This is a genomic window from Mycobacterium sp. NGS50 (assembly GCF_059812545.1).
The window spans coordinates 1-23,126 of sequence record NZ_JCALCW010000053.1; the positions used below are offsets into that span (position 1 = coordinate 1).

27 protein-coding genes are annotated in these 23,126 nt (G+C 67.5%); 12 read left to right on the forward strand and 15 right to left on the reverse strand.

The window, feature by feature from the left end; all coding sequences use genetic code 11:
* The first annotated feature begins 216 nt into the window (after positions 1-216).
* A complete protein-coding gene (locus AC5Y36_RS24435; RefSeq protein WP_500043557.1) occupies positions 217-804 on the forward strand; it encodes a type 1 glutamine amidotransferase domain-containing protein in 588 nt (195 codons plus the stop codon).
* A gap of 5 nt (positions 805-809) precedes the next feature.
* A complete protein-coding gene (locus AC5Y36_RS24440; RefSeq protein WP_500043558.1) occupies positions 810-1,253 on the forward strand; it encodes a type II toxin-antitoxin system Rv0910 family toxin in 444 nt (147 codons plus the stop codon).
* On the opposite strand, the gene AC5Y36_RS24445 is transcribed toward AC5Y36_RS24440, so the two are convergent.
* From AC5Y36_RS24445 to AC5Y36_RS24455, 3 genes are read right to left on the reverse strand one after another with little or no spacing between them, the layout of a single operon-like run.
* On the reverse strand, positions 1,250-1,522 hold the full coding sequence (locus tag AC5Y36_RS24445; protein ID WP_500043559.1) for a hypothetical protein: 273 nt from the start codon (positions 1,520-1,522) through the stop codon (positions 1,250-1,252). The two genes, AC5Y36_RS24440 and AC5Y36_RS24445, sit on opposite strands and share 4 nt — an antisense overlap.
* Before the next feature lie 18 nt (positions 1,523-1,540).
* Positions 1,541-1,849, reverse strand: coding sequence for a hypothetical protein (locus AC5Y36_RS24450; protein ID WP_500043560.1), 309 nt, complete (start codon positions 1,847-1,849; stop codon positions 1,541-1,543).
* 13 nt (positions 1,850-1,862) lie between these two features.
* The gene (locus AC5Y36_RS24455) at positions 1,863-2,927 is read right to left on the reverse strand and encodes a hypothetical protein (protein ID WP_500043561.1); all 1,065 of its coding nucleotides are present in this window, start codon (positions 2,925-2,927) and stop codon (positions 1,863-1,865) included.
* A gap of 135 nt (positions 2,928-3,062) precedes the next feature.
* Here AC5Y36_RS24455 and AC5Y36_RS24460 point away from each other — a divergent pair, with 135 nt between their 5' ends.
* The 4 genes from AC5Y36_RS24460 (at position 3,063) to AC5Y36_RS24475 (ending at position 6,760) form a co-directional block, all read left to right on the forward strand.
* Positions 3,063-4,019 carry a TIGR03557 family F420-dependent LLM class oxidoreductase gene (locus AC5Y36_RS24460; protein ID WP_500043562.1) on the forward strand — a complete coding sequence of 319 codons (957 nt, stop codon included), beginning with the start codon at positions 3,063-3,065 and terminating at the stop codon, positions 4,017-4,019.
* A complete protein-coding gene (locus tag AC5Y36_RS24465; RefSeq protein ID WP_500043563.1) occupies positions 3,997-4,680 on the forward strand; it encodes a UdgX family uracil-DNA binding protein in 684 nt (227 codons plus the stop codon). Before AC5Y36_RS24460 ends, AC5Y36_RS24465 begins: the two co-directional genes overlap by 23 nt.
* Positions 4,681-4,742: 62 nt before the next feature.
* Positions 4,743-6,542 (forward strand): thiamine pyrophosphate-requiring protein, encoded by a 1,800-nt coding sequence (locus tag AC5Y36_RS24470; protein WP_500043564.1) that lies wholly within the window; start codon positions 4,743-4,745, stop codon positions 6,540-6,542.
* A gap of 41 nt (positions 6,543-6,583) precedes the next feature.
* Positions 6,584-6,760: a hypothetical protein gene (locus AC5Y36_RS24475; protein ID WP_500043565.1), complete on the forward strand. Its 177-nt coding sequence runs from the start codon at positions 6,584-6,586 to the stop codon at positions 6,758-6,760.
* 6 nt (positions 6,761-6,766) lie between these two features.
* Here AC5Y36_RS24475 and AC5Y36_RS24480 read toward each other — a convergent pair whose 3' ends face one another.
* Positions 6,767-7,786 (reverse strand): SDR family oxidoreductase, encoded by a 1,020-nt coding sequence (locus AC5Y36_RS24480; RefSeq protein ID WP_500043566.1) that lies wholly within the window; start codon positions 7,784-7,786, stop codon positions 6,767-6,769.
* 92 nt (positions 7,787-7,878) lie between these two features.
* Here AC5Y36_RS24480 and AC5Y36_RS24485 point away from each other — a divergent pair, with 92 nt between their 5' ends.
* Together AC5Y36_RS24485 and AC5Y36_RS24490 are read left to right on the forward strand one after the other, a co-directional pair.
* The gene (locus tag AC5Y36_RS24485; protein WP_500043567.1) at positions 7,879-8,532 is read left to right on the forward strand and encodes a HemK2/MTQ2 family protein methyltransferase; all 654 of its coding nucleotides are present in this window, start codon (positions 7,879-7,881) and stop codon (positions 8,530-8,532) included.
* A complete protein-coding gene (locus AC5Y36_RS24490) occupies positions 8,415-8,738 on the forward strand; it encodes a CDGSH iron-sulfur domain-containing protein (protein ID WP_500043568.1) in 324 nt (107 codons plus the stop codon). Before AC5Y36_RS24485 ends, AC5Y36_RS24490 begins: the two co-directional genes overlap by 118 nt.
* Here AC5Y36_RS24490 and AC5Y36_RS24495 read toward each other — a convergent pair.
* Positions 8,718-9,716 (reverse strand): iron-containing redox enzyme family protein, encoded by a 999-nt coding sequence (locus tag AC5Y36_RS24495; RefSeq protein WP_500043582.1) that lies wholly within the window; start codon positions 9,714-9,716, stop codon positions 8,718-8,720. The two genes, AC5Y36_RS24490 and AC5Y36_RS24495, sit on opposite strands and share 21 nt — an antisense overlap.
* Before the next feature lie 91 nt (positions 9,717-9,807).
* Between AC5Y36_RS24495 and AC5Y36_RS24500 the strand changes: the two genes are divergently transcribed.
* Positions 9,808-12,756: an FAD-binding and (Fe-S)-binding domain-containing protein gene (locus tag AC5Y36_RS24500; RefSeq protein WP_500043569.1), complete on the forward strand. Its 2,949-nt coding sequence runs from the start codon at positions 9,808-9,810 to the stop codon at positions 12,754-12,756.
* On the opposite strand, the gene AC5Y36_RS24505 is transcribed toward AC5Y36_RS24500, so the two are convergent.
* Entirely contained in the window at positions 12,732-13,679 is a 948-nt protein-coding gene (locus AC5Y36_RS24505; protein ID WP_500043570.1) for an anti-sigma factor RsbA family regulatory protein, read from the reverse strand. The two genes, AC5Y36_RS24500 and AC5Y36_RS24505, sit on opposite strands and share 25 nt — an antisense overlap.
* Before the next feature lie 104 nt (positions 13,680-13,783).
* Here AC5Y36_RS24505 and AC5Y36_RS24510 point away from each other — a divergent pair, with 104 nt between their 5' ends.
* The 3 genes from AC5Y36_RS24510 (at position 13,784) to usfY (ending at position 17,182) form a co-directional block, all read left to right on the forward strand.
* Positions 13,784-15,589, forward strand: coding sequence for a glycoside hydrolase family 15 protein (locus AC5Y36_RS24510; protein WP_500043571.1), 1,806 nt, complete (start codon positions 13,784-13,786; stop codon positions 15,587-15,589).
* Between the two features lie 70 nt (positions 15,590-15,659).
* Complete coding sequence (locus tag AC5Y36_RS24515) at positions 15,660-16,646, forward strand: TIGR03557 family F420-dependent LLM class oxidoreductase (protein WP_500043572.1); 987 nt, start codon at positions 15,660-15,662, stop codon at positions 16,644-16,646.
* Positions 16,647-16,870: 224 nt separating this feature from the next.
* Positions 16,871-17,182 (forward strand): protein UsfY, encoded by a 312-nt coding sequence (gene usfY, locus AC5Y36_RS24520; RefSeq protein ID WP_500043573.1) that lies wholly within the window; start codon positions 16,871-16,873, stop codon positions 17,180-17,182.
* A gap of 9 nt (positions 17,183-17,191) precedes the next feature.
* Here usfY and AC5Y36_RS24525 read toward each other — a convergent pair whose 3' ends face one another.
* The 9 genes from AC5Y36_RS24525 to AC5Y36_RS24565 all read right to left on the reverse strand — a co-directional run bounded on the left by AC5Y36_RS24525 (position 17,192) and on the right by AC5Y36_RS24565 (position 23,099).
* Positions 17,192-17,605 carry an STAS domain-containing protein gene (locus AC5Y36_RS24525; RefSeq protein WP_500043574.1) on the reverse strand — a complete coding sequence of 138 codons (414 nt, stop codon included), beginning with the start codon at positions 17,603-17,605 and terminating at the stop codon, positions 17,192-17,194.
* Between the two features lie 131 nt (positions 17,606-17,736).
* Positions 17,737-18,153: a hypothetical protein gene (locus AC5Y36_RS24530; protein ID WP_500043575.1), complete on the reverse strand. Its 417-nt coding sequence runs from the start codon at positions 18,151-18,153 to the stop codon at positions 17,737-17,739.
* Positions 18,154-18,186: 33 nt separating this feature from the next.
* Positions 18,187-18,504 carry a hypothetical protein gene (locus AC5Y36_RS24535; RefSeq protein WP_500043576.1) on the reverse strand — a complete coding sequence of 106 codons (318 nt, stop codon included), beginning with the start codon at positions 18,502-18,504 and terminating at the stop codon, positions 18,187-18,189.
* 75 nt (positions 18,505-18,579) lie between these two features.
* Positions 18,580-20,379 carry an acetyl/propionyl/methylcrotonyl-CoA carboxylase subunit alpha gene (locus tag AC5Y36_RS24540; protein ID WP_500043577.1) on the reverse strand — a complete coding sequence of 600 codons (1,800 nt, stop codon included), beginning with the start codon at positions 20,377-20,379 and terminating at the stop codon, positions 18,580-18,582.
* A gap of 108 nt (positions 20,380-20,487) precedes the next feature.
* Complete coding sequence (locus tag AC5Y36_RS24545; RefSeq protein ID WP_500043578.1) at positions 20,488-20,904, reverse strand: SufE family protein; 417 nt, start codon at positions 20,902-20,904, stop codon at positions 20,488-20,490.
* Positions 20,904-21,794, reverse strand: coding sequence for a sulfurtransferase (locus AC5Y36_RS24550; protein WP_500043579.1), 891 nt, complete (start codon positions 21,792-21,794; stop codon positions 20,904-20,906). The genes AC5Y36_RS24545 and AC5Y36_RS24550 overlap by 1 nt, the downstream gene beginning before the upstream one ends.
* 107 nt (positions 21,795-21,901) lie before the next feature.
* Entirely contained in the window at positions 21,902-22,129 is a 228-nt protein-coding gene (locus tag AC5Y36_RS24555; protein WP_500043580.1) for a hypothetical protein, read from the reverse strand.
* A 98-nt stretch (positions 22,130-22,227) separates the two neighbouring features.
* The gene (locus tag AC5Y36_RS24560; protein ID WP_500043581.1) at positions 22,228-22,866 is read right to left on the reverse strand and encodes a Maf family nucleotide pyrophosphatase; all 639 of its coding nucleotides are present in this window, start codon (positions 22,864-22,866) and stop codon (positions 22,228-22,230) included.
* Entirely contained in the window at positions 22,863-23,099 is a 237-nt protein-coding gene (locus tag AC5Y36_RS24565) for an acyl-CoA carboxylase subunit epsilon (RefSeq protein ID WP_500043583.1), read from the reverse strand. The genes AC5Y36_RS24560 and AC5Y36_RS24565 overlap by 4 nt, the downstream gene beginning before the upstream one ends.
* Positions 23,100-23,126: the final 27 nt, after the last annotated feature.

A 23,126-nucleotide genomic window follows, 5' to 3' on the forward strand; every position in this document is an offset into this window, starting at 1 on the left:
CGAGCGAATACTACTCGAGAGCGGTCAACCCCGGATGGATCTGTGGATGAAATTGCAACTGTGGATAACCGCGAAACGGTCGCTGCAGCAATGAGTTATCTATGCCCCGTCGCCAAGGGCATCCGTGCGCCCACCAGACGTGACCAGACGGAGGCGCGGTTTGGATTGCGCCGGCGTTCGGGTATCCGCACGCAGACGAGCGGAGAAGGGAATCCCATGACGACACGTCTGAACGGTCGCAAAGTTGCGTTCCTGGCGGCACCGGAGGGTGTCGAGGAAGTCGAACTCACCGAGCCCTGGCGAGCGGTCACCGCGGCCGGTGCCGAGGCGACGCTGGTGTCGACGGCGCGCGGCAAGATCCAGGCGTTCAACCACCTGGATCGGGGCGATCAATACGATGTCGACCGCGTGGTCGACGACGTCTCGGCCGACGAGTTCGATGCCTTGGTGCTTCCGGGCGGCGTGGCCAGCCCCGATCAGCTCCGCACCGTACCCCGCGCGGTCGCGTTCGCCAAAGAATTCTTCGCTGCCGGAAAACCGGTGGCGGTGATCTGTCACGGGCCGTGGACCCTGGTGGAGGCCGACGTGCTCGCCGGTCGTCGGATTACCTCCTGGCCGAGCCTGCAGACCGATATCCGCAACGCCGGCGGCGACTGGGTCGACGCCGAATTCGTCCGCTGCGACGCGGACACGGCCCCGCTGCTGTCGAGCCGCAAACCGGATGACCTGGCGGCCTTCTGTTCGGGGTTGATTCGCGAGCTACCGACTTCCGACGTCGATGAGGATGCGGCGGTCCGCGGGTAGCGCCGGTGGCCAAAGTCGAGGTAACGGCGGCATCTGATCTCACGCCCGAGTCCGCGTGGCGGATCGCCTCGGATCTGCCTCGGTTCGATGAGTGGATGACGATCTTCGGCGGCTGGCGCAGCGCTGTGCCGGCAACGGTCGGCCAGGGCACCGAGGTGTCGTCGCTGATCAAGGTCAAGGGATTTCGCAATGTCATCCATTGGCGAGTCACCCGCTACGACGAGCCTGACAGGATCGAGTTGACCGGTCGGGGGCGCGGCGGAGTGCGGATCGCGCTGGCGATGACCATGTCCGTCCGCCGCCGCGGATCGGACGTGCACCTCACCGCGGAACTGGGTGGTGGGCTGCTGAGTGGCCCGGTCGGCCGACTCGTCGCCAGGGTGCTGAAGTCCGAAGTTCGTGAGTCGCTGGAAAACCTGGCGAAGATGGCAGACCAGGACGCTGTTTAGCCGTCGCCGAGTTCGTCGATGTCGATATCGTCGGCCTCTTCCTGGGCCAGTCGCTGCTCCAGACTCTCGCCTTCGCGTTGTTCCTCGACGGTCACGCCGAAGCTGTTGCTGCCCACCCAGTCTTCTGGCGGGTCCATCGCCTCTTCGAGGGGATCGAGCCCAAGCCGATCTTCGTCGAACTCCTCAGCGCCGACGGCTGCGGCAACATCGGGGCTGACCGCATCGCCGGGGTCCGGCTGCCAGGCGGATGATGCCTCGTGCTTTCCCATGATTTTCCCTTCGTTGTGTCAGTATCGGCCCGGGTCGACCGCCGGCTCGGGAAGCGTCGGGCATGCCAGCCCGTAGCCGACTGCCAGCACCGACACCGCGCGTAGTTCGTCCCACAGCGTGCGCACCCGGTGCGCATCGGTGTCGCTGAGCGCACCGAGGCGGTAGTAGTGGATTAGTCGCGGCAGCCGCCCTGCCAGCGCGGTGCCCCAGCGGATGCTGAAGTCGTACACCTCGCCGTCACCCGCCGGCCCGTCGGTACCAAGCCGTTTCAGTTCCTCGACCTGCTCGGTGAGCAGTGCCACGTCGTCGTCAACGCTGATCGTCATCGGCTTCGCGTCCTCACACCCTCGGCTTGGCCACACTGACCAGATACGGCAGGCCGGCCAGCGGCAGGTATACCCGGTGCGGGCCAATGGCCATACCCGATACCTCCGCGGAGCGTGCCGGCCCGGCCGGCAGCGCGCTGCGGTAGTCGATCACCCGCAGGATCGGAATCGTGCCCCCCGGATAACCGATGACACTTGCCGCCTCGAGCACCACCACGTCGTGATCGGTGGCCGCGTACACGCGCGTGTTGTCGGTGCCGAGGAAGCGGATCGGCGACGACGGCAACACAGCATGTCCCACGACCTCCATGCCCTCCCCGCCGCGCCGGGAGTCGACCGCGTACAGCACGTCCTGGCCCTCGCTTGCGACGTAGCTGCGGGTTGCCTTGGTGCCGTCGCCGGCCGACGCGGCGACGTCCATCGTGAGGCTGCCGCGTTCCGGTGCGGGCCATGACTGCCCCTTGTAATAGCGGATGCCGGACGACCCGTAGAGGTGGTAATCGATTGCGCGACCGCGGTTGGCGCCGTCGATGCTGTCGACCGGGTCACCGCTGATCGCCGCGGTCGGAAGCGCCCGCCAGCCGTACTGCTCCACTGGTGTCACCGAGCGCCCGTCGGCCGACAACGCGAGCAGAATCCGCTGCCCGGCATCCTCGGACAGATACGCCGGGGCCGGGCCGGCCTGGAAATGCTCGACGACCCGCAGGCTGGCCAGGTCCACCACGGCGACACGTCCGTTCCGGGGTTGCGGAACCAGCACCAGTCCGGTGTTCTTCTGGCTGATCTGCAGATTGCGTCCGGTCTCCAGCGCCTCCGATAGCCGCGTGTGCGTCCCGGACTGGTCGAGAGCCGAGACCTCCGCCAACCGGTGATCATCGGTCGACGCGACCAGCGTCTGACGACGGTAGGACCACACCGGGTTGTACAGCGGAACCTCAACCGAGCGAAGAGCCACGTCGGGGCTGCTTTCCAACGACGCACCCGGTGCGGCGCATCCAGCGGACAGCGCCGCAACCGCAGCTGCCGCGGCAGCACATCGCCACCGGGACGGTCGGCTTCGGGTGCGACGGTTCGTCATCATGCCTTCGGCCAACCGGATGAACTCGTCATCGCAGTCATCACTGCTCCCCTCAGTCGTGCACGTTCGTTGACCCGCATCGGCTACCCGACGACCGCGGCGGTTAATCCCCGGCGCGGCGGGTATGCGGTGGCCATGACATCTTTCGGCTACTTCCTGTCCTGCGAGGAATTCGGTCCCACCGAATTGGTGCGCCAAGCGGTTCGGGCCGAAGCCGTCGGATTCGAACGTCTCTGGATTTCCGACCACTTCCATCCGTGGACCGACCGCCAGGGGCACAGTCCGTTCGTGTGGTCGGTCATCGGGGCGCTGTCGCAAGCCTGCGCGTTGCCGGTCACCACCGCGGTCACCTGCCCCATCGTGCGGATCCATCCCGCGGTGATCGCCCAGGCGGCCGCGACCAGCGCCGCCCAACTCGATGGCCGCTTCGTGTTGGGTGTGGGCACCGGCGAGGCGTTGAACGAACACATCACCGGTGAACACTGGCCGACGGCACGGTTGCGATTCGAACGGCTGGAGGAAGCGGTGGGGGTGATCCGGCAGCTGTTCACCGGCAAGCAGATCAACCATCAGGGCAAATTTTTCACGGTGGAAAACGCCAAGATCTACACGCGGCCCAGCGAGCCGCCGCCGATCTACGTTTCCGGATTCGGTCCGGCGGCCGCGCAGCTGGCCGGTCGAATCGGTGACGGCTTTCAGTGCGCGATGCCGTCGGCGGAGCTGCTGTCGGCCTTCCGGAAGTCCGGTGGTGCCGGCAAGCCGTCCCAGGCCGGCTTCAAGGTATGCCACGCCGCCACCCGGGACGAGGGGGTTCGCACCGCGCACGAGCTGTGGGCCACCGAGCAGCTTCCCGGCGAGCTTGGTCAAATACTGCCCACACCAGCTCATTTCGAGCAGGCGGCCAGCATGGTTCCGGTGTCCGCGGTCCAGCAGGTGGTGCCGTGCGGACCTGACGCCAAGCCCTATCTGGAACGGATCCGTGACTACACCGACGCCGGTTTCGAGGAAATCTACGTTCAACAGATCGGGCCGGACCAGGACCGCTTCTTCGATTTCTGGGAGTCCGACATTGCCCCCGAACTCGTCGCCTGAACCGGGCGCCGCGGCCTTCCTGCCGACGACCCGCACATTGGCGGCCTTGCGCGACGCGGCACGCGGCTGCCGCGGGTGCCCGCTGTATGAGAATGCGTCACAGACGGTCTTCGGTGCGGGACGTCGGGACGCGCCGCTGATGCTGGTCGGGGAACAACCGGGGGACCGGGAGGACCTCGAGGGGCTGCCGTTCGTGGGCCCGGCCGGACGGCTGTTGGCCCGCGCCTTGCGCGACGCCGACATCGGGCCCGAGCAGACGTATCAGACCAACGCGGTCAAGCACTTCAAGTTCACCCGCAAGGAGGGCCAGCGGCGCATACACCAGAAGCCCGGCCGAACCGAGGTCGTCGCCTGCCGGCCCTGGCTGCTCGCCGAGATCGAGGCGGTGCGTCCGCGCGGAATCGTCTGCTTGGGCGCGACGGCGGCGCAGTGTCTGCTGGGCACCGGCTTCCGGGTTTCCACCTGCCGCGGCGAGGTGCTGGATCTGCCCGCCGCGGTGGCGGTCACCGTGCCGACCCGGCCGCTGGTGGTGGCGACCGTGCATCCTTCGTCGGTGCTGCGTGATCGCAGCGACGGTCGGCAGGACGCCTACGAGCAGCTCGTCGCTGACCTGCGTAGCGCACGTAGAGCGGTCGGCGGCCGGGAACGGACGTCTAAGTAGCACGCTCGGTGGGTAACCGCTGCTGTGGAATATCCGCTCGTGAACCAAGAAAGAGGTGCGTAATGGCCAGCACCCTGGTGTCCGACTTCGTGTTGGAACGGCTACGTGACTGGGAGATCGACAAGGTGTTCGCCTACGCCGGCGACGGCATCAACGGTCTTTTGGCCGCGTGGGGGCGCGCTGACAACGAGCCGAAGTTCGTGCAGGCCCGCCATGAGGAGATGTGTGCCTTCGAAGCGGTGGGCTACGCGAAATTCAGCGGGCGATTGGGGGTGTGTGCGGCGACATCGGGGCCCGGCGCGATCCACCTGCTCAACGGCCTCTACGACGCCAAGCTCGACCGGGTGCCGGTGCTGGCCATCATCGGCCAGACCAACCGCAGCGCGATGGGCGGCTCCTATCAGCAAGAAGTCGACCTGATGAGCCTGTACAAGGACGTGGCCAGCGAGTACGTGCAGATGGTCACGGTGCCCGAGCAGCTCCCCAATGTGCTCGACCGCGCGATCCGGACCGCACTGACCAAGCGCACGGTGACGGCGGTCATCATCCCCGCCGACGTTCAGGAGCTGGAATACTCGCCGCCCACTCACGACTTCAAGATGGTTCCCTCCAGCCTGGGCTTCGAGTGGCCGAAGATCGGGCCCGCCCGCGACGGATTGCAGCGTGCCGCCGACGTACTCAATGCCGGTGAGCGGGTCGCCATGCTCGTCGGATGTGGTGCGAAGGGAGCCGTCGACGAGATCACCGAGCTGGCTGAGCTGTTGGGCGCCGGTGTCGCCAAAGCGCTGCTGGGCAAGGATGTGCTCTCCGACGAGCTGCCCTGGGTAACCGGCGGAATCGGTCTGCTGGGCACCCGCCCGAGTTACGAGTTGATGCGCGACTGCGACACGTTGCTGACCATCGGCTCCAGCTTTCCGTACACGCAGTTCCTGCCCGGCTACGACCAGGCGCGCGGAGTGCAGATCGACATCGACCCCGCGCTGATCGGAATGCGTTATCCCAACGAGGTCAACCTCGTCGGCGATGCCGCGGCGACGGCGCGTGAACTGATCCCGCTGATCGAACGCAAGGCTGACCGGTCGTGGCGGGAGACCGTGGAGAAGAACGTGCAACGGTGGTGGGAGACCATGGCGATGGAAGCCGGGGTCGCAGCCGATCCGATCAACCCGATGCGGCTGTTCCACGAGCTTTCGCCGAAGTTGCCGGACAACGTGATCGTCACCGCGGACTCCGGCTCGTCGGCGAACTGGTATGCGCGCAACCTGAAGTTCCGTGGCAACATGCGCGGTTCGCTGTCCGGCAACCTCGCAACCATGGGTCCGGGTGTGCCGTACGGAATCGGCGGAAAGTTCGCCCACCCGGACCGGCCGGTGATCGTTTTCAGCGGCGACGGCGCCATGCAGATGAACGGGATGGCCGAGCTGATCACGATCGCACACTATTGGCAGGAGTGGGCGGATCCACGGCTGATCGTCGCCGTTCTGCACAACAACGACCTCAACCAGGTGACCTGGGAGATGCGAGCGATGGCGGGAGCGCCGAAATTCCCTGAGTCGCAGACCATCCCAAGCATTGATTACGCGAGCTTCGCCCACAGCCTGGGATTGGAGGCGGCGACGCTGACGGATCCCGGACAGATCGCCCCAGCGTGGGATCAGGCGTTGGCCGCCGATCGGCCCATGGTCCTCGACGTCCATTGCGATCCCAATATTCCGCCGGTGCCGCCGCACGCCAGCTTCGATCAGATGAAGAGCGCGGCCACCGCGGTACTCAAGGGAGACGAGGACGCCTTCGGACTGATCAGGGAGGGCATCAAAGTCAAGGTTCAAGAGTTCATTCCGCGACACAAGGCCCGGACGTAACGCGGGGTGTCGCCGGTACAACCAATAGAAGGGGACGATCGATGAAGGGGCACAAGGCCGAAGCGGACGTCGAGCCCGAGACGCACGAGGCGGGTTCGCGGGCACACCGCGGCGACGACATCTATGTGGGCCGCACCGCGCCGGACGACGCATTGGACGTCGGGATGACCGGCGCGGAGGCTCGCAGCCAGCAGGACCGGGAAGAGCAGCGCGAGTAGCGCCGTTCAGGACGCGGCCTGGCGCCCTCCCCAGACGGAGACGACCAACGCGCCGGCCCCCAACAGGCCGGCCCCGAGCAGCGAGTACCGGTGCCGGCTGACCCAGAATTGCGCCGAGTGGCCGTGTGAGCTGTCGTCGAACACCCCGTGGGCGCCGAAGTCGCTGCCGTCGGGGCCGTCCACCGGCTCCCACAAGTTGGTGGGCCGGTCCGAACTCACCGGCTGGTCGGTCAGCTGCGATTCATAACCGGTTCGGGCCAGGTATCGGTCCAGCAATGCCGGCGCCAACCGCTGACCCAGGATGGTACCGACGGTGCTGGCACCCACCCAGTACTGTTTGCGCCGAGGATGATCCAGGGCGTACGCAACCGCACGGGCCGCAACCTCGGGCTGATAGATCGGCGGCACCGGCTGCGGATGCCTGTCCAGCCGCGAGCGCACCCAGGAGAACTGCGGCGTATTGACCGCGGGCATCTGCACCACGGTGATCCGGACGTCGCTGCCGTCGTGCATCAATTCGGTCCGCAGCGACTCGGTGAATCCGTTGACGGCGTGTTTGGCGCCGCAGTAAGCGGATTGCAGCGGAATCGCGCGAACTCCCAGCGCCGAGCCGACTTGCACGATGACACCACCGTTTCGCGGGCGCATCCGCCGCAGGGCGGCCATCGTTCCATGCACGAAACCCAGATATGTCACTTCGGTGACGCGACGGTACTCATCGGGCCCGATGACGGCGAACGGCGCGAACAACGAGGTGAACGCGACATTGATCCAGCCGTCGATCGGACCGAACCGTTCTTCGACCAGCTCGGCCGCCTGGTCCACTTGGGCGTAGTCGGCGACGTCGGTGGTGATGGCCATCGCCTGACCGCCGGCGGCACGCACCTCGGCAACGGCCGCGTCGAGTCCGGCGCTACCGCGGGCAAGAAGCCCGAGACAGTATCCGCGCTTGGCGAGTACCCGTACCACCGCCCGGCCGATACCGGCGCTCGCTCCCGTCACCACCACTACCTTCGGACGAGCCATACCGCCCCGATTACCCGGTTGGGGCACGGGTAAACGCGGCTCGCCGTTTCCCCGGCGTGCGCACGGGGTAATCCCGCCGAGTGAATCAGGTTATGACGGCGACTCCGGTATATGTGCCACAGGAAGATTCGCGGTTGCTCATCGATGCGATGGAACTGTCCGGCCTGGCCGATCAGCGCCGCGTGCTGGACTTGTGCACCGGCAGCGGCGTGGTTGCGATCGCCGCAGCGGAGCTGGGTGCGGCCAGTGTCACCGCAATAGACGTCTGCCCACACGCGGTGCGGTGCACGCGGGACAATGCGCGCAACGCGGGAGTCGACGTCGAGGTGTGGGAGGGGCCCTGGACGCAGGCGTTGGCCCGCGGGCCGTTTGAGCTGATCGTGTCCAACCCGCCCTACGTGCCAACCCCTCCGGGATCGTTTCCGGTGCCGTTGGCGGGCGGCCCCGAGTGGTCGTGGAACGGTGGGGTGGACGGACGCACCGTCCTCGAGCCGTTGTGCCGATCGGCTGCCACGTTGTTGTGCCGCGGCGGTGCGATGCTGTTGGTGCAGTCGGTGTTCGCCGACGCCGGCCGATCGCTGGAGTCGCTTCGAGCGACCGGATTGGACGCTGAAGTGATTTCCTCCCAATGGATTCCGTTCGGGCCGGTGTTGTCTGCGCGGGCGGGTTGGCTGGAAGGAACGGGCCGCATCCCGCGTGGCCTTCGTCAGGAGCAACTGGTGGTGATCAGGGCGGACAAGCCGTGACGGACCGTCGGCTGGTGCAGGTGACTCGGAACGGGCCGGTATTGGTATCGGGACCGGTCCGTATCGAGACCCCTGAGCGCACCGTCGAATCAGACCGGTTCATGGTGGCGATCTGCGCCTGTGGGCGCAGCAGAAGCTATCCACTCTGTGATACCAGCCATCGAGGTTGCCGTCGCGCCGAGGAGTCAGACCAACGGCCGTCGTAGCGAGGACTGCCCCGCCAGCCAGGGCTGCATCATCGCGTCGGCCAGTCGGTCTTCGACGACGGTGTACGCCCGGATTCCGAACACCACGTCGGCCTCCAGGTCGGGTTCGCGGCTGAGCAGGTCGCCCACTACGTCGTTACGCACGACCTGTTCGTGCACCGCGTCGGCTTCGACGTGTTCGCGATAGAACGCGACACAGGGTTCGGGTGCCTCCAATCTGGTCAGCGCTGCCACCAGGCGACGCGATCCGGGCGGGGAGGTAATTTCCGTCGCCGCGAAGTGCCCGATCGAGGCCCCCCGCCAACGGCGATGCAGCCCGAACAACGACATCAGGTTGACCGCGGCCAGCGATTCGGCGGGGACCGCCTCGAGGTAACCGAGGTAGGCCCCATCGAGGTCGGCGGAGTCCATCAGGTCGGCGAACAGTTGCTGGTGCAGCCGCGGGCCGCGTCCCGCACCGTATTCGTCGAACTCGATCGCGACAAACGATGCCTTGGCCTGACCGGTCAGCCGCGGAATCGTCCAGGCGTGCGGATCACCCTCCTTGAGGTGATACAGCGATCTGTGCACGAAGTATTCGCGCATCTGGGCCCAGGTTCCGTTGTCCTGCAGGTAGCGCGACAGCCCGGCGCCGCCCACGGGTTCGAGCGCCAGCGCATCCATTTCGTCGGCAGCCGTGGTCGGCGCGGGTAGCCGTCCGGAATCGCGCTGCACCGCGCTGAGGAACATCCGCTCGAGGTCGGCGCGCAGCGCCAACAGCTCGGGATGCCACTCCCAGGCCGGATCCACGCCGGCGAAGCCGCGATAGTGCAACTCGTAGCACAGGCAGAGCGCAAGGTGCAGATCCAATCCGTACGGGTCGGTATCGCTTGCCGGGGTGGGAAAGTGGGCGGCCGGGGAGGCCGGTCCGGTGAGCCGGTTGCGGATCGTTGTCGACAGCGGACCGCGTGCACCGGGCAGTGCGGGGACGCTGGTCATCTGTGCACGGGTCACGGCCGCGGAGTACCCGGTTTCGTTCGGCCGCCAAACCGGGTAGTCCCGGCAGGTGACGGCGAAGGGAGCGGGCTGGGTGGACGTCGACGTAGCACGATTGGAACGCATGCTGACCGACCGCGTCGATGGTGAGGTCCGCTTCGACAACGGCAGCCGGGCGGCCTATGCCACCGACGCATCCAACTTTCGGCAGGTGCCGATCGGGGTGGTGGTGCCCCACACTCCGGAGGCCGCGGTGGATGCCGTGTCGGTGGCACGCGAGTGCGGTGTCCCGGTGTTGTCGCGGGGCGGCGGCACCAGCCTGGCCGGCCAATGCACTAACTCGGCGGTGGTGCTGGACTTCTCCAAGTACTGTCACCAGTTGGAATCGGTGGACGCCGACGCGCGCCGCTGCGTCGTGCAGCCCGGCATAGTCCTCGACGAGCTGAATCGGCAACTCGGACCGACCGGACTTCGGTACGGACCGGAGCCCTCCACCCATGCCAACTGCACGCTGGGCGGGATGATCGGCAACAACGCGTGCGGATCGACGGCTCAGCGAGTCGGCAAGGTGGTCGACAACATCGCACGTCTGGAAGTGCTGCTGTACGACGGCACCCGGTTCTGGTGCGGTGAAACCAGCGACGACGAGTACGCCCGGATCGAGGCGCGGGGTGACCTGCGTGCCGCCGTGTACCGCCGGTTGCGCGGCCTGCGCGATGAGTTCGCCGACGACATCCGGGCCGGGTTCCCTCGGATCCCGCGTCGGGTATCGGGATACAACCTGGATTCGCTGTTGCCGGAGAACGATTTCAACGTGGCCGGCCTACTGGTCGGCAGCGAATCGACGCTGGTGACCGTGCTGCGTGCCGAGCTGAAACTGGTCGAGGTGCTCGAGAAGCGTGCTCTGGTGGTGCTGGGCTATCCCAGCGTCGACAAAGCCGGTGACGCGGTACCGACGGTGCTGGAGTATCAACCGACCGCGCTGGAGGGCTTGGACGCCAAGCTGATCAAAGACGAACGGATCCAGCACCTCAACCCCGAAGCGCTCAAGAAGCTGCCGAAAGGGCCGGCGTTTCTGATGGTGCAATTCGGCTCCCACGACCAAGACGAGGCAGACGCGGCCGGCCAGCGACTGCTGGACGGACTGCACGAAACCGAACACGCTCCGACGGTGTCCTTTCTGGACGATCCGGCGATCGAAGACGAACTCTGGCAGGTCCGCGAAGGCGGACTGGGTGCCACGGCGCACGTCCCCGGGCACCGGGATACCTTTGAAGGATGGGAGGATTCGGCGGTCGCACCCGAACGGCTGGGGGAGTATCTGCGCCGATTGCAGGCGCTCTACGAAGAGTTCGGCTACAGCGGTGAGACCGGCCCCAGCCTCTACGGCCATTTCGGCCAGGGCTGCATCCACACCCGGATACCGTTCGACCTGTTCACCGCCGAAGGCGTCGCCACCTACCGGCACTTCCTGGAGCGTGCCGCGGACCTGGTATCCGAACTGGGCGGGTCACTATCGGGGGAGCACGGGGACGGACAGACCCGCGGTGAGCTGCTGCCCCGGATGTTCGGCGAACGACTGATATCGGCCTTCGGCGAGCTCAAAGCCATCTTCGACCCCTCCAACTGCATGAACCCCGGCAAGGTGGTGGACCCGCACCCGCTGGACGCCAACTTGCGACTGGGCGCCAGGTGGGCGCCGAATGCGCCGCAGGACCTGCATTTTCACTACTTGGACGACGGCGGGTCGTTCGTGCGAGCCGCCAACCGCTGCGTCGGTGTCGGGAAATGCCGGGGGCACGACACCAGCGAAGGTCAGGTGATGTGCCCGTCGTATCAGGTGACGCTGGAAGAGCGGCACTCCACCCGCGGCCGCGCCCGGTTGCTGTTCGAGATGCTCAACGGCCACGGGGATGGCCCGATCGCCGAGGGCTGGCGCTCCCCGGACGTCAAGGACGCATTGGATCTGTGCTTGTCCTGCAAGGGCTGCAAGTCCGATTGTCCGGTCAACGTCGACATGGCCACCTACAAAGCCGAGTTCCTGGCCCACTATTACGCGGGCCGGCCGTGGCGTCGTCCTCGCTCGGATCTGAGCATGGGCTGGCTGCCGGTGGTGGCGCGGATGGTCACCGGGGCACGGTTAGGCCGGCTGGCCAACGCGATGACCCACGCACCGGTGCTGCGACGGGCCGCGGTTGCCGCCGCCGGCGTCGAGGACCGGGAGATCCCGCGCTTCGCCAGGCGCACATTGCGGCATTGGTTCAACTCGCGGCGGCAGCCGCCGTCCGCAGGCCGCAACGGCACCGTGCTGCTGTGGCCGGACACCTTCACCGACTGCTTCCATCCACAGGTGGGCCGGGCCGCCGTCCAGGTGCTCGAAGACGCGGGCTGGCAGGTCCTCCTGCCGCCACCGAGATTGTGTTGCGGGCTGACCTGGATCTCCACCGGGCAGTTGCCGACCGCGAAGAAGGTGCTGCGCCGCACGGTATCCGCGTTGGGTCCCCACCTACGATCCGGCGGCCTGGTGGTGGGCCTGGAGCCCAGTTGCACCGCCGTCTTCCGCGCTGATGCCGCCGAGCTGTTCCCCGACGATCAGGACGTGCAGCGGCTGCAGCATCAGACTGTGACCCTCGCCGAGCTGCTGACCTGCCACACCCCCGGGTACACCCCGCCGCGACACGGCGGCCATGTGACGGCGTTGGCACAGGTGCACTGCCATCAGCACGCGGTGCTCGGCTGGGACGCCGATGCCCAGCTGCTTGCCGACGCGGGGGTGTCCGTGGAGCGGCTTGGCTCCGGATGTTGCGGGTTGGCAGGTAATTTCGGGTTCGAACTCGGCCATCTCGAAGTCAGCAAGGCCTGCGCCGAACGGGTACTGCTGCCGGCGATCCGCGACGCCGACCCGGATGCGGTGATCCTCGCCGACGGGTTCAGCTGTCGTACTCAGATCCACGAATTGCATGACGGCGAAGCGGAAGCGGTACACCTCGCGGAACTGTTGGCTGCGTTGGCCGACGGTCAGGGCGTCTGCAGCCCCAGGTAGGCCCGGGTCGTCGTGCCACCCGGGGCGGTGTGGGTGCGCACCAGATCGGCGATCGCGTTGACCAGATACAGGCCGCGTCCGCGGGCACTGTCGCGGTGCACCGGCCGGCGTCCGGCCATCGGATCCGCGAGGTGTCCGCTGTCGCGTGCTTCGCACACCAGATTCCCGTCCTGGTGCCACAGCGCAATCGCACAGGGCCCGTCGGCGTGCTGCAAGCTGTTGGCGGCCAACTCGGTCACGATCAGTTGCAGGTCAGCGATCCGGTCCGGGGAGAGCCCGTACCGGCGCGCGTACCGGACGGCAAAGCCGCGAGCACCATGGAGATCGCTGAGACACTCGGCGATGTAGGTGGCCGCCGTGGACACCTGGGGCAGCGGCTGGTTGTAGCGCTGCCACACCGACTCCGGTGCGAAGTCCGGACTAACTTGTTCGGGCAGTCCGCTGTACCACAGCGTCGGATGCGTGATGCGGGCGTCGGCAAGCACGTCGGCCTCGAGATGTGTTGCATCGTAAGGGCACAACATGATCACATCGTGGCCGGCGAAAGCCCTGTTGATCAACGCCTCATGCTGCACGCAGGCGGGGTATTCCAGCGGCGATCTGCGTGGCCAGATCGGCTCGCCGATCATCCGCACCGGCTGTGGTGCGTGCTGGACCGCGAAGGCGCTGAGCACACCACCCAGAATGCGGCCGGGATTGCGCCCGTCCTGCGCCATGTCGAGCAAGGTCACCGGGTTGGTGTCGCCGCCCAATGCGTCGCGCAGCATGGCCAGATTTGCTCCCGGTAGGGCCGCGAGCACCGGATACCCGGCATCCAGACCGGCGGTGACGAACGGCACCAGGCAGTCCAGGTAGTCCTGCATCGAGTGATAGAAGAATGCAGGGTGCGCGAAGCTCCCCAGGTCGATGTGGCTTGTGGTCACGTCAGCCGCTCCCATGAAGCGTGCAGGTGGGCCGCAGTTCTGCCACAGCGTAGGTCCGCGGATGCGACGTTTGAACACGCCGGCTCCCGGGGAAACAGCTTTCGATGGGAGCGAAGGACCACATCGACCTGCATGCGGCGTTCCCGCCGCAGGTGCTGCGCCAGTACGCGCTGCTGGCCGACGGTGAACGTGGAGCGTTGATCGGCCCGCACGGCGAGGTGACCTGGCTGTGCGCGCCGCGCTGGGATTCCGAGGCGGTGTTCGCGACGCTGATCGGTGGCGGCGGGGCTTTCGCCGTCACGCCCGAGCAGGAGCGACACGTCTGGGGCGGGTATTACGAACCGGGCAGTCTGATCTGGCACAGCCATTGGGTTACCCACGATGGCGAGATCGAATGCCGCGAGGCGCTGGCTTTTCCCGCCGACCACAAGCGGGTGGTGATGCTGCGCCGGATCGAGGCGGTGCGGGGGCCGGCGCGGGTGAGGGTCATGCTGGAGCCGCGCGCGGGGTTCGGCCACTACGCCAGCGGGCACCTCGCCCGTCACGACGGGGTGTGGACGGGGCGCACCGGCGACCTGCGGTGGCGGTTCACCGGCTGCGCGGCGGGCGAGCCGCACCCCAGCGAACACGGCGCCGGCGCGGTGCTGAGCGCCGAACTGTCGGTTCCCGAAGGCCAGCACCACGATCTGGTGTTCGAGGTGTCTGAGCAGGCGTTGCCCGCGGACCTGGTGAACGCGGACGTGGCGTGGGAAGCGACCACCAACGCCTGGGCGCGGATGCGACCCGACCTCGCCGACAGCATCGCGCCACACGACGCGACCCAAGCCTGGGCGGTGTTACGTGGCCTGACCAGCGCCGGCGGCGGCATGGTCGCCGCGGCCACCACCAGCCTGCCCGAGCGCGCCCACACCAACCAGAACTATGACTATCGCTACGTGTGGATCCGAGACCAGTGCTACGCCGGACTCGCCGCTTCGGTCGTCGGTGCCACCGACCTTCTCGATGCCGCAACCGGATTCGTCACAGCGCGGGTGCTCGACGACGGGCCCAAGCTCAAACCCGCCTACACCGTCTCGGGAGATACCGTGCCCGATGAGTCCACCCTCGACCTAGCCGGATATCCCGGTGGCACCGACAAGACGGGCAACTGGGTGAATAGGCAATTCCAACTCGACGCCGTCGGCGACGCGCTGCAGCTGCTGGCCGCGGCGGCCCGCGCGGATCGGCTGTCCGCAGACGGATGGCGGGCGATCGACGTGGCCGTGGCCACCGTCGAGGCCCGCTGGCAGGACACGGACGCCGGGATCTGGGAACTGGCCAACCGGAACTGGACCCACTCACGACTGAACTGTGTGGCGGGACTGCGCGCAGTGGCGGGATTGGCCGACCGCGTCCGCGGCCTGGCTTCGCATGCCGTGCTGGCCGATGTCATCCTGGCCGACACCGCGCGGCATGGGCTCGACCCCGCCGGCTACTGGCGTCGCAGTCCGGATCTGCCGGGTGTGGATGCCTCCCTGGTGCTGCCCGCCGTGCGCGCAGCGCTGCCTGCCGACGATCCGCGTACGGTGGCGACACTGAACGCGGTGCGTGACCAGCTCGTCGTCGAACAGTATGTTTACCGATTCCGCCACGACGAACGCGACCTCGGAGAGGCCGAGGGTGCGTTTTTGTTGTGCGGCTTCATGATGGCGCTGGCCGAACACCAGCAGGGCAACGACTGGGCCGCGGTCCGATACTTCGAACGTAACCGCTCAGCCTGCGGTCCGGCGGGCCTGCTCTCCGAGGAATACGACATCGCCCAGCGTCAGCTGCGCGGGAACCTACCGCAGGCGTTCGTCCATGCGATGTTGCTGGAAACCGCTGCCACGCTCAGCGCCCCCGCGCAAGAATGGCGAGCAGTGCCCGGTTGAACCTAGGGACAGCCCATCCCATGCTGAACGGGCCCGTTTGGGCGGGTACCGGCCGGGTACCCGTGCCGGCATGACCCGTTTCGGCTACACCCTGCTGACCGAGCAACGTGGGCCAAAAGACTTGGTCCGTAACGCCGTCGCCGCAGAAGAACGCGGGTTCGACTTCGTCGTCTGCAGCGACCACTTCTCGCCGTGGCTGACGTCGCAGGGTCACGCACCGAACGCCTGGGCGGTGCTGGGGGCGGTCGCCCAGGCCACCCAAGGGGTGGACCTGTACTCCTACGTCACCTGCCCCACCATGCGCTACCACCCGGTGATCGTCGCTCAGCAGGCCGCCACCGTGGGAATCCTGGCCGACGGCAGGTTCACCCTGGGTGTGGGCAGCGGTGAAAACCTCAACGAGCATGTCATCGGGCGGGGCTGGCCGACGGTACAGCGCCGTCACGACATGCTGCGCGAAGCCATCGAGATCATCCGGGCCCTGTTGGACGGACAAACACTGAACTGGCGCGGCGACTACTTCCAGGTGGACCTGGCGCGACTGTGGGATCTACCCGACACGCGCGTCGGTGTGGCGGTGGCGATGGCCGGGGAGCGGGCGATCCGGAATCTGAGCACGCTCGCGGATCACCTGATCGCGGTACAACCCGACCAACCGCTGGTGGACGGCTGGCATGCCGCGCGTCGAGCCGCTGGACTGGCCGCCGACGGTCGGGTCGTCGGCCAATTGCCGGTGTGCTGGGATCGGGACCGTGACGTCGCAATTGAGCGCGCCCATAAGCAATTCCGCTGGTTCGGTGGTGGCTGGCAGGTCAACGCCGATCTGCCGACACCGGCCGCCTTCGCGGGCGCGACACAGTATGTACGCCCGGCCGACGTGGCGGAAGGTATCCCGTGCGGACCCGATTTGGACGCCATCGTCGAGTCCGTGCGGGCGTACTGGGAGGCGGGTTTCACCGATATCGCGCTGGTTCAGGTCGGTGGTGAAGCCCAAGACGAGTTCCTGAAGGAGGCGGCCGAACCGCTGCTCGCGGCGCTGCGCGCGGCATCCCGGTGACAGCGTCCGCTGTTTGCCCATCGAGCCCAGCGGGTACCCCGGCCGAATAGACCGCACCAAGGCGGCTCCGGTCCATGCGCCGCAGCAGGATTCGCGGTGGGTCGATGGTGCGCCGAAACGGCCGTCACCCTGTTCGGCTGAACTCCATGGTTCGGGACGTCTCGGAGATCTATCGTGGGAGATGGCCCCGGGAACGGGTGATCCAGTGGCGGGAAGGAGCAGTCATGGGCGATAGCTATCGTGACCCCGTCGACCACCAGCGGACGACGCGGCCTTTTGCTGGCGAATCGCTGATCGACGTAGTGAGCTGGCCGGGATACATCTTGGTGGTGGCGGGCGTGATCGCCTTCGCCGGATCCCTGGCGGCGTTCGCGACGGGACATCACAGCGAGGGGATGACCAGTGGCACGGTCGCGGTGATCGCCGCAACGCTCGGCTTGGTGTGGGTCGCGGTCGAACACCGGCGGGTGCGCCGGATCGCCGACCGCTGGTACGACGAGCACCCCGAGGCATACCGGCACCGACCGGCAAATTGAGTGCGCCGGTTACGAAATCGAATGCAATAGCCGACGCGGATTCTGCACGCTGGCCAGCGCGCTGGCCAGTGACCCGGCCATCGGCAGGGTGGAGTCAGGGTCGCGGACCCGCAACAGCCGGGACATCCTGGCGCCCGGCACCAGCGCCCAGCACACATCGACCTCCGCGCACCGGGTGTTGATCCGCTGCAAGGCCGACAGTCCGGCAGCATCTAGGAACTCTAGCTCGGTCAGGTCCACCACCAGCCACTCGCACCGCGCCGCGCAGCGCCGCATCCGTCCCGCGAATTCATCGGCGTTGTCGGCGTCGATCGCGCCCTGCACGCCGATCACACCGCCCGAGCGGCCCCAGTGCGCGGTGAGTTGTGCTCTGCCGCATTCCCAGGTCTGGATCGGGAACTCGGCTTTATGCATTGCAGACATGGTGGCTCCATCAGTCGACCAGCTGCTGGATCACGTGAACTGTGGGCACGACGCTACGCCCGCCGGACAGGGCCGACAACAGTTCAGTAACGGTCCTCAGGGAACCCTTCTGAAGCCCTTAATCTGGGCCGTCAGTAGACGACCGGGGAGTAGCTGGCGGAATTGCCGGTGCCGTTGCAGGTCACGTTGACGCTGTAGGTGCCGCCGAGCTGTTGAAACATGATCGTCACCGGGGCCGAGGGGTGCGGTCCGGTCACCATGGTGTCGGCATCGTGGGAGAACGCCGGCGTCGACATCACCCCGACCGCGTGATAGTGGCAGAACTCGGTGGCCCCCGGCGGGTTGGCGGTATCGACGATGGTCGCGTACAGGGCCAGTCCACCGCCGCTGTAGATCACCTCGAGGGTGCCGTTCGGGTTGGTGAAGTAGGTCGGGGTGGTTTCGGCCTGTGCCGTGCCGGCGGCCGCCGCCAGCATCGCCGGGAGGAGTGCGACTGCCGCCGAAACCACCAGGGTGCGCCGCGTACGGCGGCTGAGAGTCGCGTTCATACCGTTGAGAATACGACTCCCGGCGGGTCGGGGTCAGGACAATGCCGCGGCGGCGAAGCGCCGCACCGCCGCGGCGGCGGTCAGCGCCGCTTCACCATGACCCTCGCGCGCCCGGGTCGCGATCGCACCGGAGCCCGGGTCCAGCGTCACCTCCGCGAGCAGCTCACCGGTGCTGGGCTCACAGACCGCCCACGAATAGCCGGTGTCGGCTGCCCAGCCGGCGGCGCTGCGCGCGATATAGCCGGGGTCGTCCTCACCCAGCTCGGCCAGGGCCGGCCGGTCGTCCACCCGGTCGTCGGCGCGCAAGGCCCGCAGGTACCACGCGCCGGCGTTGATCTCGACCGGCTCCATGTCTGACCTCCGTCGCGAGCGCGCGCAAAAAGCCGGCTGCAGCGGCCTGCGCACGCTCGCGGATCGACAAACGGGTTACTTGATCTCGGCGATGACCGTGCCCTGGGTGATGGCCGCACCGGCCTCAACCGCCAGGCCGGTGATGACACCGTCCTTGTGCGCGGTGACCGGGTTCTCCATCTTCATGGCTTCCAGGACGACCACCAGGTCGCCGGCGGCCACCTCCTGGCCTTCCTCCACGGCCACCTTCACCACGGTGCCCTGCATAGGTGCGGTGACCGCGTCGCCGGAGGCCGCGGCCCCGCCGTGCGCGCCCCGCTTGCGGGCCTTGGGCTTCTTGCGGACGGCACCGGCGGCACCGCCGCCCCCGCCGCCGGACAGCGCGAAGTCACCGGGCAGCGAGACCTCCAGCCGACGGCCACCGACCTCGACGATCACCTTCTGGCGAGGCAGGGTGTCGGCTTCGGCGTCGACCGGGCTGTCGCCGGTGAACGGCTCGATGGTGTTGTCCCACTCGGTCTCGATCCAGCGGGTGTGCACTGAGAAGCCGTTCTCGTCGCCGATGAACGCCGGGTCGGCAACCACCGCGCGGTGGAACGGAATGACCGTTGCCAGGCCCTCCACCTTGAACTCGGCCAGTGCACGCCGCGAGCGGGCCAGCGCCTCCTCGCGGTTGGCGCCGGTCACGATCAGCTTGGCCAGCATCGAGTCGAACTGACCGCCGATGACGGAGCCGGATTCGACGCCGGAGTCCATCCGGACGCCGGGGCCGGTGGGGGCCTCGAAGGTGTTGACCGGGCCGGGCGCCGGCAGGAAGCCGCGGCCGGCATCCTCGCCGTTGATCCGGAACTCGAAGGAGTGACCCCGCGGCTGCGGATCCTCGGTGATGTCCAGTTGCTCGCCGTTGGCGATCTTGAACTGCTGCAGCACCAGGTCGAGGCCCGAGGTCTCCTCGGTCACCGGGTGCTCCACCTGCAGACGGGTGTTGACCTCGAGGAAGCTGATCAGGCCGTCCTGGCCGACCAGGTACTCCACGGTGCCTGCACCGTAGTAGCCGGCTTCCTTGCAGATCCGCTTGGCGGACTCGTGGATCTCCTTGCGCTGCGCGTCGGTCAAGAACGGCGCCGGCGCCTCCTCGACCAGCTTCTGGAAGCGGCGCTGCAGCGAGCAGTCGCGGGTGCCGGCGACCACGACGTTGCCGTGCTGGTCGGCGATGACCTGCGCTTCGACGTGGCGGGGCTTGTCCAGGTAGCGCTCCACGAAGCACTCGCCACGGCCGAAGGCGGCGATCGCTTCACGGGTCGCGGACTCGAACAGTTCGGGGATCTCCTCGATGCTGCGGGCCACCTTCATACCGCGGCCGCCGCCGCCGAACGCGGCTTTGATGGCCACCGGAACGCCGAACTCCTTGGCGAACGCGACGACCTCGTCGGCGTCCTTGACCGGGTCCGGGGTGCCCGGAACCAGCGGGGCCTGGGCACGGGCTGCGATGTGGCGGGCGGTGACCTTGTCACCGAGGTCGCGGATCGACTGCGGGCTCGGGCCGATCCAGATCAGCCCGGCGTCCAGCACGGCCTGCGCGAAGTCGGCGTTCTCCGACAAGAAGCCGTAGCCGGGGTGAATCGCGTTGGCGCCGGATTTCTCGGCGGCGTCCAGGATCTTGCCGAAGTCCAGGTAGGACTCGGCAGAGGTCTGCCCACCCAGGGCGAAGGCCTCGTCGGCCAGCCGGACGTGCGGCGCGTCGGCATCGGGTTCGGCGTACACCGCCACGCTGCCGTACCCGGCGTCACGGGCGGCCCGGATTACCCGGACCGCGATCTCCCCGCGGTTGGCGACGAGCACCCTGGAGATCTTTGAGCTGGCATGTGTCGCCACTGGCCCTCCTGACGGCAAGTTCTCTAAGAAACGTCTTTAAGAATGTATCCCGCAAGAGTTTAAGGTGCGAACACCGGGCGGGTTTACAGACCCCTTACGGGTCATCCTTCACAGATCACGCAATCGCCGCTTGATCCGGGTGAGCATCGCCGACATGCCGCGCAAGCGCAGCGGGCTGATCAGCGCCGCGAGGCCCAGATCGGTGTAGAAGTCCTCCGGCACCGCCAGGATGTCGGTGGCCGGCTGCGCATCGAGGCCGGCCGCGAGGATGGCGGCGAATCCGCGGGTGGTCGGCGCCTCGGCAGGAGCGCTGAAGAACAGCCGCACCCGTTGCGGGTCGGCCGCGTCGACGTGCAGGAACAGCGGCGACTGGCACTCCGGCACCGGTTCCATCGCCGCTTCTTCCAACTCGGCGGGGATCGGCGGCAGCTCGTTGGCGAACTCCAGCAGCAACGCCAGCTTGTCCTGGCCCTCGACGTCGGCGAAGTCCGCGACGACCTCGGCCAGCGGTGCGGGCATGCTCATCAGGCGGGCGCTGTTCCTGGTTCGGCACCGTCGACGATGGGCACCCGCACCGCGTTGCCCCATTCGGTCCACGAGCCGTCGTAGTTGCGGACCCCTTCGAGTCCCAGCAGGTGGGTGAGCACGAACCAGGTGTGGCTGGACCGCTCGCCGATACGGCAATAGACGACCGTGTCGTCCTCGGGGGTGAGGAACCCGTAGATCTCGTTGAGCTCGTCGCGGGTGCGGAACTGGCCGCTCTCGCGGGTCGCTGTGCTCCACGGGATGTGCACCGCGGTGGGGATGTGCCCGCCGCGCAGCACACCCTCCTCGGGGTATTCGGGCATGTGGGTGCGCTCGCCGGTGTACTCCGGGGCCGAGCGGACGTCGATCAGCGGCTGCTTGCCGATGATCGCCCGCACGTCCTCCTGATAGGCCCGGATCGGGGTGTCGTTGCGCTCCACCACCGGGTAGCCGGTGGTGACCTTGTCGGGCACCTCGAACGACGTTTCCCGGCCGGAGGAGATCCACAGGTCGCGACCGCCGTCGAGCAGTCGCACATCGGGGTGGCCGAACAAGGTGAACACCCACAGCGCGTAGGCCGCCCACCAGTTGGACTTGTCGCCGTAGATGACGACCGTGTCGTCGCGCGAGATGCCCTTACGGTCCATCAGCGCGGCGAACTTCGCGCCGTCCAGATAGTCGCGCACCGGGTGGTCGTTGAGATCGGTCACCCAGTCGATCTTGACCGCGCCCGGGATGTGGCCGACGTCGTAAAGCAGCACGTCTTCGTCGGACTCCACGACCGCCAGACCGGGACGGCCCAGATTGGCCGACAGCCAGTCGGCCGTCACCAGCCGTTCGGGGTGGGCGTAGGACTGCAGGGCTGGACTTGGATCAGCAGGCACTGGCACAAGATCGAGCCTACCCACCGGGGCTGTGTGGGTCGTCACTGCACCGAATGTGTGACCAGGGCGCGAATCCGGCCGAAACCTCGCGCGGCATGCACGTTCGGCGACGGTCAGGCGGTCAGCGCGACCTCGTAGGCCACGGCGAAGCGCCGCGCGCCCGGCTTTGGCCGGAACAGCGCGCCCCCGTCGGCGCACCAGGTGACAACCCGCAGCAGGTGTTTGCCCGGTGCGAGTTTGCTGCGAACGACGTTGGCCAGCGCCGCGCGCAGGCGTTCGGTGTCATAGCGGTCGATGTCCCGCGGCACGGGGACGTCCCACATGGTTTCTTCGACTGGCATCGTCCCAGTGTCTGGCGCAGTAGCGGCGGGGGAGCCGAGGCGGGTCGGCGCGCCTGCGGCTCAAAGCGGTTGCTCTTGTATTGCGATCCGATAACGGCTCAACGGGGCGCGTTGGCCGCCCAGACCTCGGCGACCGACAGGTCGGCACGTTGCAGCAAGCACCGCAGCAACGGCAAGCTCAGTCCGATCACATTGGACGGTGCGCCGTCGATGCGGTCGATGAACCACCCGCCCAGCCCGTCCAGCGTGAAGCCGCCGGCGACCTGCAGCGGCTCGCCGCTGTCCACATATGCGGCCAACTCGGCATCCGACGGCGTACCGAAATGCACTGTCGTCACCGCGGATTCGCGGATGTGATGGGTTGCTTCGCCGTGCCGCAGCCGGATCAGGCAGTGCCCGGTGTACAACTGGCCGGCTCGGCCGGCCATCGCCTGCCACGCCGCGCGGGCCGCGCTGGGCGACTCGGGTTTCCCGCGCAGCCGACCGTCGATGAACAACATCGAATCACAGCCGATGACAACACAATCCGCGGTTACCTCGGGGCTCAGGGCGGTGACCACCGCATCGGCTTTGGCGGCCGCCAAAGCGGCTACCACGTCATGCGGTGGTGTGCCTTGGTGCGCGGCGATGACGGCGTCCTCGTCGGTGCCGGAGACCATCACCAATGGTTCCACGCCGGCGTGGCGTAAGACCTGGAGCCGGCCCGAGGAGGCCGACCCCAGCACGATGCGCGTCATCGGCGCATGTGGGTCCGCTCCAGCAGGGTCAGACGCTGCCAGCTGACCATCGCGTACCGCAGCTTGTCGGCCGGGTGCCCCCACAGGTTGCGGTCGGGGATGCCGGGGTCGGCCTCGCCGCCCGCGGCGCCCAGCACGCCGATCAGCGCCGCTAGCTCCTCGTTGGTCGGGTTGCCCTTGAGCACCTGGATGTGCGGCTCACCCGGCTGCTGGTGGGTGTCAGCTGCGTTCACGTCGTCGGCCGGATTGCTCGCAGTGCC

Coding starts and splice junctions, on each gene's coding strand:
- AC5Y36_RS24455 (WP_500043561.1), bottom strand. CDS start 2,927: ATGACGAACCGTCGCACCCGAAGCCGACCGTCCCGGTGGCGATGTGCT.
- AC5Y36_RS24460 (WP_500043562.1), top strand. CDS start 3,063: ATGACATCTTTCGGCTACTTCCTGTCCTGCGAGGAATTCGGTCCCACC.
- AC5Y36_RS24485 (WP_500043567.1), top strand. CDS start 7,879: ATGACGGCGACTCCGGTATATGTGCCACAGGAAGATTCGCGGTTGCTC.
- AC5Y36_RS24525 (WP_500043574.1), bottom strand. CDS start 17,605: ATGTCTGCAATGCATAAAGCCGAGTTCCCGATCCAGACCTGGGAATGC.
- AC5Y36_RS24555 (WP_500043580.1), bottom strand. CDS start 22,129: ATGCCAGTCGAAGAAACCATGTGGGACGTCCCCGTGCCGCGGGACATC.
- AC5Y36_RS24495 (WP_500043582.1), bottom strand. CDS start 9,716: ATGACCAGCGTCCCCGCACTGCCCGGTGCACGCGGTCCGCTGTCGACA.
- AC5Y36_RS24435 (WP_500043557.1), top strand. CDS start 217: ATGACGACACGTCTGAACGGTCGCAAAGTTGCGTTCCTGGCGGCACCG.
- AC5Y36_RS24560 (WP_500043581.1), bottom strand. CDS start 22,866: ATGACGCGCATCGTGCTGGGGTCGGCCTCCTCGGGCCGGCTCCAGGTC.
- AC5Y36_RS24515 (WP_500043572.1), top strand. CDS start 15,660: ATGACCCGTTTCGGCTACACCCTGCTGACCGAGCAACGTGGGCCAAAA.
- AC5Y36_RS24545 (WP_500043578.1), bottom strand. CDS start 20,904: ATGAGCATGCCCGCACCGCTGGCCGAGGTCGTCGCGGACTTCGCCGAC.
- AC5Y36_RS24475 (WP_500043565.1), top strand. CDS start 6,584: ATGAAGGGGCACAAGGCCGAAGCGGACGTCGAGCCCGAGACGCACGAG.
- AC5Y36_RS24445 (WP_500043559.1), bottom strand. CDS start 1,522: ATGGGAAAGCACGAGGCATCATCCGCCTGGCAGCCGGACCCCGGCGAT.
- AC5Y36_RS24490 (WP_500043568.1), top strand. CDS start 8,415: ATGGATTCCGTTCGGGCCGGTGTTGTCTGCGCGGGCGGGTTGGCTGGA.
- usfY (WP_500043573.1), top strand. CDS start 16,871: ATGGGCGATAGCTATCGTGACCCCGTCGACCACCAGCGGACGACGCGG.
- AC5Y36_RS24530 (WP_500043575.1), bottom strand. CDS start 18,153: ATGAACGCGACTCTCAGCCGCCGTACGCGGCGCACCCTGGTGGTTTCG.
- AC5Y36_RS24470 (WP_500043564.1), top strand. CDS start 4,743: ATGGCCAGCACCCTGGTGTCCGACTTCGTGTTGGAACGGCTACGTGAC.
- AC5Y36_RS24450 (WP_500043560.1), bottom strand. CDS start 1,849: ATGACGATCAGCGTTGACGACGACGTGGCACTGCTCACCGAGCAGGTC.
- AC5Y36_RS24480 (WP_500043566.1), bottom strand. CDS start 7,786: ATGGCTCGTCCGAAGGTAGTGGTGGTGACGGGAGCGAGCGCCGGTATC.
- AC5Y36_RS24510 (WP_500043571.1), top strand. CDS start 13,784: ATGGGAGCGAAGGACCACATCGACCTGCATGCGGCGTTCCCGCCGCAG.
- AC5Y36_RS24535 (WP_500043576.1), bottom strand. CDS start 18,504: ATGGAGCCGGTCGAGATCAACGCCGGCGCGTGGTACCTGCGGGCCTTG.